Genomic DNA, 8,518 nt, shown 5'->3' on the forward strand with positions numbered 1-8,518 from the left:
GAGCTGATGTACAGCCAGACCAGCAGGACGATAATGCCGCCGATGCTTCCATACGTTTTGGAATAGTTGCCGAAATTGTTAATGTAGAATTGGAACAGCAACGAGGTTGCAATCCAGCCAAAGGTCGCGAATAGAGCCCCCGGAACGGCAGCTTTGAACCGAATTTCGCGGTTGGGCACAATCCAGTAGATCAGCGAGAATATAACAACCATGAACGAGATGGGAACGACGTATTTCAATATTCCCCAGATGAGTCCGAAGCCGATCGGGGAAGCGAACCAATCAAACAGAAATTCACCGATTACCTCTCCGAAAATAAGCAATACAATCGCCAGAATTATGACAAGGGCTAGCACAAGCGTCGCCGCAAGCGAGATCGCTCTCAACTTCCAGAACGGCCGGCTTTCTTCGACATCATAGGCTTTATTAACACCCTTTATGAGCGCATTCACGCCATTGGAGGCCGACCAGAGCGTCGCGATCATACCGATCGATAGAAGAGCCCCCCTGCTATTGTTCGTTACCTCCTGCAGAATGCTTTCAACAGCTTCGCCCGTCTGCTCCGGCAGCAGGCGAATCAGCTCAGCGACGACACTGTCTCCGGACAACTGGACAAAACTCATCAGGCTCACCACAAAAATAAGAAACGGAAAAAATGACAAAATAAAATAATACGTAAGCTGCGCGCCTATCGCAGGCACATCATCATCACGGAATCGGCAGTACAAATCTTCGAAAAATTTAAGCAGCTTTGAATCCTGTTTCATTGGCCTCACTCCTCTTATTTAGAAGTAAACAAGAGAAGCCCCGCCTTAAACAGAAGACATCCAGAACACTTATCGAATCTCCGAAGGACTTTTGCCCGTATATTGTTTGAATTGCCGGCTGAAGAAAAAAATATCGCGATAACCCAACGCGTCCGCCACCTCGGTTACGTTCATCCCGGCGTGCATAAGCAGATGCTTTGCCCGTTCGATGCGCATACGAATCATGTAGGACTGCACCGACATGCCGATCATCTCCTTGAACTTCATGGAGAAGTATCTCGGCGACAGCTGGGCTCTTGTCGACAGATCCTCCACGCGGTGCGCGATGCCGGGATTTTGCCGGATGTAGTTGGCAATCTCGTGAATGGCTTCCGTCAGCTGATTACTCGCCTTTTTCTCCACCGGCACCTGGGTATCTGCGCGAAGCAGCTGGATCAGCAGCGACTTCAGCACCAGCCGCGCTTCCGTCTCGGCGGCGTACGTGCTTACGAGAAAGAGGCGGACATAACGAGATAACATATATTCGAAGTCGACCGTATCATACAGCATGCGATACCGTTTGGGAGTTTGACGGATTTCGTCCTCCACCGCAAAGTGGATATAGGTGAGCACCAACGGCCGCTGCGGATGATGCGTGGCGCTCGTATAGTCGCCGGGACGAAACAGGAAGCAGCTTCCCTTGCCAACCTGATAATGGACTCCGTTCACCTCCACTTCGCCTTCGCCGCTCCACACATAAAACAGATCGAAGTTGGCCATCGGCTTCTCGCGCCTCGCCCAGCGCCAGCCAGGTTCGCATACGATCTTTGCAAAGGCCGGCAGCAGCTTGATCGAATCCGGCGAAATTTCAAGCATAATGATTCTCCTTCCCTAAAGCGGACAGCAATTATTTTCATTATAAAACAAGTTCGCCTGCAAGCAACGAAAAAAAAGCAGCATCTCATGGTTTAGCAATCGTAAAGATGGTATAATATCACGAACATTAGAATGTAACATAACTTAAATATTTTTTCGGAAGGATGGAATTCAAGCCATGAACCCACTGGCCCAGCAGTTAAATGAGACCTTGCAGAGAGAAATTCCGAACGTTTATGCGATGTTGTCCAATCTAGGCAAAAACATCTACTTTCCCAAAGAAGGCATTTTGAGCCAATCCGCCGAAGCCAAGTCGAAGGCAACCAAGTTCAACGCCACGATCGGCATTGCAACCGAAGGCGGACAGCCCATGCATCTCAAGCTCATTCAAGACACGCTTAGCGCCTACAATCCGAAAGATATATATGAATATGCGCCTCCTGCCGGCAAGCCGGAGCTGCGAACCGCCTGGCGCGCCAAAATGATAAAGGACAATCCGTCGCTGGAATCGAAGAGCTTCGGCAATCCCGTCGTGACGAACGCGCTCACGCACGGCCTCAGCATCATAGCCGATTTATTTGCAGATCCCGACGACGCCGTCATCATCCCGAATAAAAATTGGGAAAATTACGAGCTGACGTTCGGCGTCCGCCGCGGAGCGGCAATCGTGGAATACCCTTTGTACAATGAGGATATGCAATTTAACAGCGAAGGACTCCGGGAGGCGCTTCTCGCGCAGAAGGATAAAGGCAAAGCCATCGTGCTGCTTAACTTCCCTAATAACCCAACCGGTTATACGCCCGGGCCAAAAGAAGGCGATGCGATCGTGGCCGCAATCCTTGATGCCGCGGAAGCAGGCATCAACGTAGTTGCCGTTACAGACGATGCGTATTTCGGCCTGTTCTTCGAGGATTCGCTTCAAGAGTCGCTGTTCCCTAAGCTCGCCGGACTGCATGAACGCGTGCTGGCCGTCAAGGTCGACGGCGCAACGAAAGAAGAATTTGTGTGGGGATTCCGCGTCGGTTTCATTACGTTCGCTTCGGAATCCGCGGCCGCGCTTGCCGCCCTGGAGCAGAAGACACTCGGAATCATTCGCGCGACGATTTCCAGCGGCCCGCATCCTTCCCAGACGTTCGTGCTTCGCGCGCTGCAATCGCCTGAATACGAGACGCAAAAAGCCGAGAAGTTCGAAATTATGAAACGCCGCGCCAACCGCGTCAAGTCGTTGCTCGACAGCGACCGCTATGGCGATACGCTCCAGTACTATCCGTTCAACTCCGGCTACTTTATGTGCCTTAAGCTTGCCGGCGTTACGGCCGAAGCCGTTCGCTCGCATCTGCTTAACGAATACGGCATCGGCGCCATCGCGCTCGGGGAGACCGACCTTCGCGTCGCCTTCTCCTGCATCGAGGAAGAACATCTAGAAGAGCTGTTCGACATCATTTACAAGGCGGTTACGGAAGTCGCCGCGCACTAAATCGCATATTCATCATTCTCGCATTTGATAGAACAAAGAAAGCGCAGGCTCAGGGGCCGAATTGGCCCTCAAGCTTGCGCTTTTTTTCGATGAACCTGTCCCGGCGCTTGCGATCACAAGCGGGTCCTTTACAGATGGCGGTTGCGGAATTCCGTCGGCGTCACGCCGTACTGTTTTTTGAAGCTTTCGCGGAAGTGATCCTGGTCGGCATAACCGATCCGGTCGCATATCTCGTAAATTTTGATCATCGGATCTTCGAGCAGCCGGGCCGCTTCCTCCATGCGCAGACGAATCATCCAATGATTAATCGTAAAGCCGGTTACTTCCTTAACGATCGCGTTTAAATATTTGTCGCTTAAGCCCACCGCCGCCGCCGTGTCCGCCAGAGACAGCTCTCTGTGTCCAAAATGTTCTCCCACATATTGAAGCGCCCGCTCCACCAGCTTCTTTTTCTTTAAATTGCCGGCCCATCCATCGGGCGGCAATTCTTCGAGCAGCGTAGGCAGCTTCTCCTTGGCGGCTTGAATGGCGAACTCAGCTTCTTCCTTACGGGCCCTCTCCAGACGCAGCTGCTCGATCGCCCGCAGGCATACTCTCTCAATTTCGGACGGATCGATCGGCTTTAGCACGTAATCCATTACCTGCAGCTTGAGCGCTTGCCTCGCATGCTCGAATTCGCTCAGACCGGACAGAATCAGGCATCGAATGTCCGGGTATCGGGATTGAGCGGCCTCGATCAATTCCAGCCCGTTCATTTTCGGCATGCCAATGTCGGTCAGCAGCAGATCGGCCGGCTCCCGCGCAAGCCACGCCAGCGCTTCCTCGCCGTTCTCCGCCGCTCCAAGCAGCTCGATGCCAAGCTTCTCCCATTCGATCGAGCGGCACAGCGTATCGCGCACCATTTTGACATCCTCCGCGATCAACAGCTTGAACATCCTTCCGCTCTCCTCTCTTTATCCCGTCACTCCGGCGAATAAGGCAGCACCGCTTCGACGCAGGTGCCTTCGGCAACCTTTACGTAACGCAGACCGTACGCCTTGCCGCAATGCAATTGGATTCTGCGATGCACGTTCATTGTACCGTAGCCGTCTCCCCCGTCGCCCGCCCGCTCGGCCGAATCGCCGCCCGGCTGCTCTCCGAGTCTCGCGTTCATCGCATCGGAATCGCTGCCGCATCCGTTGTCCGTCACGCGCAGCACGAGCCTGCTTCCTTCGAGATAGGCGGCAACGGCAATACGGCAATCCGTATGCTGATCGTAATCGGCGAAGCCGTGCACGATGGCGTTCTCCGCCAGCGGCTGCAGCACCAAATGGACGATACGCGCGGACAGAAGCGCTTCCGGCGCTTCGATATCGACGTGCAGCCTCTCGCGCATCATTTGCTGAATATGAAGATACGCTTCTACCTGCGCAAGTTCCTTTTCAAGCGAAATCCAGGTCTGCCCGCGGTTCAGGCCGTACCGGAAGACGTTCGCAAGCGACCGGACGATGTTGCTGGTCTCTCTGTCGCCTGCCATAATCGCCCTGCAATTGATGAGGTCCAGCGTATTGTACAGAAAATGCGGATTGATCTGGGCATGCAGCAGCTCTAGCTGCAGCGCCTGCCGTTCCATCTCTTCCTTAAACGAATTTTCGATGAGGCCGTGCAAGGTGACGAGCATGGAGGCAAACTTCTGATTTAGCTCATCAACCTCGTAGATGCCGCTGTTCGGATGCGGCAGCGGTTCCTTGAACTCCGCGACCTCCGGCCGCTGGATGGCGGCGACGAGCCTTGTAATCGGCACGGTAACGCGTACGACGATCCGGCGCAGCCAGAACGCCGCGACGAGCAAAGCCGCGACCGCGGTAGCTGCCCCAATGGCCGATATCGCGAACGTATATTGGCCAAAGTGGCTCTCCGGCACCACCGTCAGCAGCTTCCACCCGTTCGCAAGCGTGTCGAACATAATCCGATGCTGCTCGCCGTCGAGACGGGCGACGATCGTCCCTTGCGGGGCGGAGGCAGCAGCTTTCACATAAGGCAGCTCCCCCGCCTCCTCGAGAAACGAATATCGTTCGCTAAAAATGACCCGCCCCCGTTCGTCCAGCAGCAGATGGAAACCGTTCGCAAGCGGCGCGTTCTCGAACACGCTCCGGACGCTGCCGATATTGGCGCCGATCATGATCGTGCCGATGCTTCGCCCGTCCTTGATGCTCGACTTCCGCCTGGCGGAGTAGATCATCGCGGTATCGGGCCTGCCCGTCCGCTGTCCCCACCATACCGTCATTTGCCGGCCTTCGCCAAGAGCCCGGAACCATTCTTCGTCATGCAAATCCTCGGACTTGAAAATGCCCGTTATCGGCTCAAAATGTTCCGTCGCCATGCCGTACAGGCCGCTCTCCGGCTCCAGCGCCAGCGATACCACATATGACTGCCGGGTTACCGCGGGCGAGCCAAAATCGTTGAGCAGCGACAGCAGCGATAAATTTTCCAGATTGCTCTGCAGCGCGAAGTAGTCGTCCACCGCCTCGAACGGCTGTTGATACGCTCCTTCAAGCAAATTGTCGATCGACTGGTTGCTGATCAGGAAAGCCGATACGTTGTTCATCGTATCGAATTGATACCAAAGATTGCGATACACAAATTTCATCGATTGCTCCGCGATTTCGCGGGTATGGGCATTCTGGACGCGGATCAGGATGTAACTTGCCGCCGTTGCGAAAAAAGCGATAATAGCCACGATCAGCACAAATATCGGCAAGTTCAGCCGGGACAGCAGTCCCGACCCTTTCCTTCGCTTCCATAGTCGCATGCCCATTCCCCGCCCTTCGTTATCAGAACAATAAATTATAAATCGCTTGCGCCGCTTCCGCGCGGCTGGCGACGCCCTTCGGCGCGAACATGCCTTCCCCGCGGCCGCGCATCAACCCGAGCTGCGCCGCTTCGCCCACGAGAGGACGCGCCCATTCGGCGATATCCGCTTCGTCGCGGAAGGATACTGTCTGCCCCGTCGGCGCCTCTGCGCCAAGCAATCTTGCTCCCTTAAGCAACATGGCCGCCATCTCTTGCCTTGTTATGACGCCGTCCGGATCAAATTCGGACGCGCTTTTGCCGCTGACGAGCCCCGCCTGGTAAGCGATGGCGATCGATTGCGCGTACCAACGGTCCGAAGATACGTCCGCAAACGGCGTTTCGCCCGCTTTCGTCAGACGCAGCGCCTTCACCAGCAGCTCCGCGAACTCGGCTCGCGTGACGGAACGGCTTGGATCGAACGTCGACACGCCGGTTCCCTGAATGATTTGTTTCGCATACAGCTCCCCGACCGTTTCGTAAGCCCAGTGGCCGCTGCCAAGATCGGCAAACGTCTTGTCGACGGTCAGCAGCGCGTAGGTGCCGGAGCGATGCAGTTCGGCGGCGACGCCAAACGTTCCTTGCTCGCCGCCGGCATAATTTAGCTTGCCGTCGGCGTCGATGCGGTAGATGCCCGAACGTTTCGCATCCGGCAGCAGGTCCGGCTTCATCCTTACGGCAATCGGCGGCTCGTATGCCGTCAGTTCCCGGGCATCGCCATCCTTGGCCGTCAGCGACAGCGACAGCGACAGCTCGAACGCGCCGCCCCATTGTTTGATGTCGGCTTTCGTCAATCTTTTGCTTTTGCCAACCAGACCGGCTGCCGCGGAAGGCGCCAACTCATCGATCCGAAGCGTGATCCGGGCGTCTTTCAACTGCTCCGGCGTCAGCTCCTTGGTCAAAGCCGCCAGCAAGTCCGCAGGCAGCTCGACCGACAAGCTCTTCCCTGCCAGCACAAGCGTATTCCCCGCGAGCAGCTCGCCGGCGTTGGCCGGAATAATGATCGTGTCGGCTTCGCTCGGCCATTCGACCACGCTCCTGCCGCCGTCGCCGCCCAGCTGACCGGCTGTGACAACAAGCTCGCCGGACGGAGGATCGGTTGGAGGGACGTTCGGCTGCGGACCGGGATTCGAAGGACCTTGCGGTTCTTCCTCCTCCTCTTCCGGAAGCGGCTGCTCGTAATTCACGTATACAAACGAATCGTAATACGACGTGTTTTTGGAATCCGCCGTTCCCTTCGTCCATTGAATAAAGTTGTCGCGTCCGTTCTGGAAGTCCGCGTCGTTAACCGCGACGTTGAAGCCCAGCGAGCCGCCGGACGCGGGACGCAGATCCTTGACGTATTCGGTCGGAATGAGCAGCTCGTAATAAGTTGTCTTCGCCGCTTCGTCGCGAACCGCCGCGAACGGAGTCTGGCCGCTGATATCTCCGTTCGGGTTAGGCAGGCTCGAGCTGAACACATTGACGAGAAGCCCGCCGGTATCGGTCAGCGCGAAACCCCATTCCACATCGTCGGAGCCATAGGGCGACTGCCGGTTCCCGAGCGGATCGAGCGTAATTTGCACGGAATCGTTTTTCCACAGGTTCGCCGCATTCTCCGATTGTTTGTGAATATTATCCATCACGGCTACGGCAACATACAACCCTTGATTGCTCCATTTGGCGTACGCCGTCGCTTCGAGATTGGCCGGATCGTGGAATTCGTTCGCGTTTTGCGACTTTCGCCGCAGATGAACCGGGAAGGCGTCCGCCCATTCGTCGAGCTTTCCGTCGATGACGATATCCCCCACGGCGTTGACCAGGTTGAAATCCAGCGGCATGGCCGCATCGCGGAAAATCGTTTTGCCGTTAACGGTATCCTCGACCGACAGATCGACCTCGTAGACGTTGTAAGGTTTAGGTTCGTGATACGTCCAGCGGAAGTCGAGCCGCAGCGCGTCTCCCTTGCGAAGCCCGGAAAACTCGCCGGATTCGATCGGAACAAGCGGCTTGCCGTCCGGTCCCTTCACCGTCACGGCGCCCGTCTTCTCGAAAGAGGATGTGCCGGTCAGCTCGACCGTCAAAATGTCCAACTCCTCGATCGTCTTCCGCGCGGGAACGATGCGGGCGTCGATGCCGTCCTCGACGGTCAGCTGTATCTTCTTCGTATCGAACGCAACGCCGTCGTGCTCCATCTCGACCTCGATTTCGTATCTTCCCTTGAGCGCGCGCTCCGGCACCTGGATTTTAAAGGAACGTTCTTCCGATCCCAGGGCGGAGATAGACACCGTTTCCGTCAGCGTATCGGATTGTACCGCTTCCCAGCCGGCCGGCACCTTTAAGCCGAGCTTTACATCCTGCGGAGAGGAGGTGTCGTTAACGAGCGACACCCGGATCGTATTCGGATATCCCGCTTCGCCGTTTGTTTGCGTCGGCACGACATTGCCGATAACGCCGATGAATTTAGGCGGCTCGGAGTCGGCGATGGCTGCAGCCGCCCCCGCGAATTCGCGCGCCAGCACGTTGTACGCATAGCTGTCGGCATAGCTGCCCCGCTCGTAGGCGGCATCCGCGATGCGGCCGTAGCGGTTCAACCGGTACACGGCCGACG

At 56.2% G+C, this 8,518-nt stretch carries 6 protein-coding genes; 1 reads left to right on the forward strand and 5 read right to left on the reverse strand.

From position 1 onward, the window contains the following. On the reverse strand, positions 1-767 hold a 767-nt coding region (locus tag PAT3040_RS17330), incomplete at its 3' end, for a YihY/virulence factor BrkB family protein (protein ID WP_108993744.1). Positions 768-836: 69 nt separating this feature from the next. Continuing rightward, positions 837-1,622 (reverse strand): helix-turn-helix domain-containing protein, encoded by a 786-nt coding sequence (locus PAT3040_RS17335; protein ID WP_087566639.1) that lies wholly within the window; start codon positions 1,620-1,622, stop codon positions 837-839. A 178-nt stretch (positions 1,623-1,800) separates the two neighbouring features. On the opposite strand from PAT3040_RS17335, the gene PAT3040_RS17340 reads away from it, so the two are divergent. Continuing rightward, positions 1,801-3,099 (forward strand): aminotransferase class I/II-fold pyridoxal phosphate-dependent enzyme, encoded by a 1,299-nt coding sequence (locus tag PAT3040_RS17340; RefSeq protein ID WP_108993695.1) that lies wholly within the window; start codon positions 1,801-1,803, stop codon positions 3,097-3,099. A gap of 128 nt (positions 3,100-3,227) precedes the next feature. On the opposite strand, the gene PAT3040_RS17345 is transcribed toward PAT3040_RS17340, so the two are convergent. From PAT3040_RS17345 to PAT3040_RS17355, 3 genes are all read right to left on the reverse strand, one after another. Next, positions 3,228-4,034 (reverse strand): response regulator transcription factor, encoded by an 807-nt coding sequence (locus PAT3040_RS17345; protein WP_087566641.1) that lies wholly within the window; start codon positions 4,032-4,034, stop codon positions 3,228-3,230. Between the two features lie 26 nt (positions 4,035-4,060). Then, a complete protein-coding gene (locus PAT3040_RS17350) occupies positions 4,061-5,890 on the reverse strand; it encodes a cache domain-containing sensor histidine kinase (protein ID WP_179215378.1) in 1,830 nt (609 codons plus the stop codon). 22 nt (positions 5,891-5,912) lie between these two features. Beyond that, the coding region (locus tag PAT3040_RS17355; RefSeq protein ID WP_181376683.1) for an S-layer homology domain-containing protein at positions 5,913-8,518 on the reverse strand (2,606 nt) is incomplete at its 5' end.

It is taken from the genome of Paenibacillus agaridevorans, assembly GCF_003112455.1.
GTDB classification, from domain to species: domain Bacteria; phylum Bacillota; class Bacilli; order Paenibacillales; family Paenibacillaceae; genus Pristimantibacillus; species Pristimantibacillus agaridevorans.

Excerpts from the sequence above, each read along its gene's own strand:
- PAT3040_RS17335 (WP_087566639.1), bottom strand. The coding sequence starts at position 1,622 with ATGCTTGAAATTTCGCCGGATTCGATCAAGCTGCTGCCGGCCTTTGCA.
- PAT3040_RS17345 (WP_087566641.1), bottom strand. The coding sequence starts at position 4,034 with ATGTTCAAGCTGTTGATCGCGGAGGATGTCAAAATGGTGCGCGATACG.
- PAT3040_RS17340 (WP_108993695.1), top strand. The coding sequence starts at position 1,801 with ATGAACCCACTGGCCCAGCAGTTAAATGAGACCTTGCAGAGAGAAATT.
- PAT3040_RS17350 (WP_179215378.1), bottom strand. The coding sequence starts at position 5,890 with ATGCGACTATGGAAGCGAAGGAAAGGGTCGGGACTGCTGTCCCGGCTG.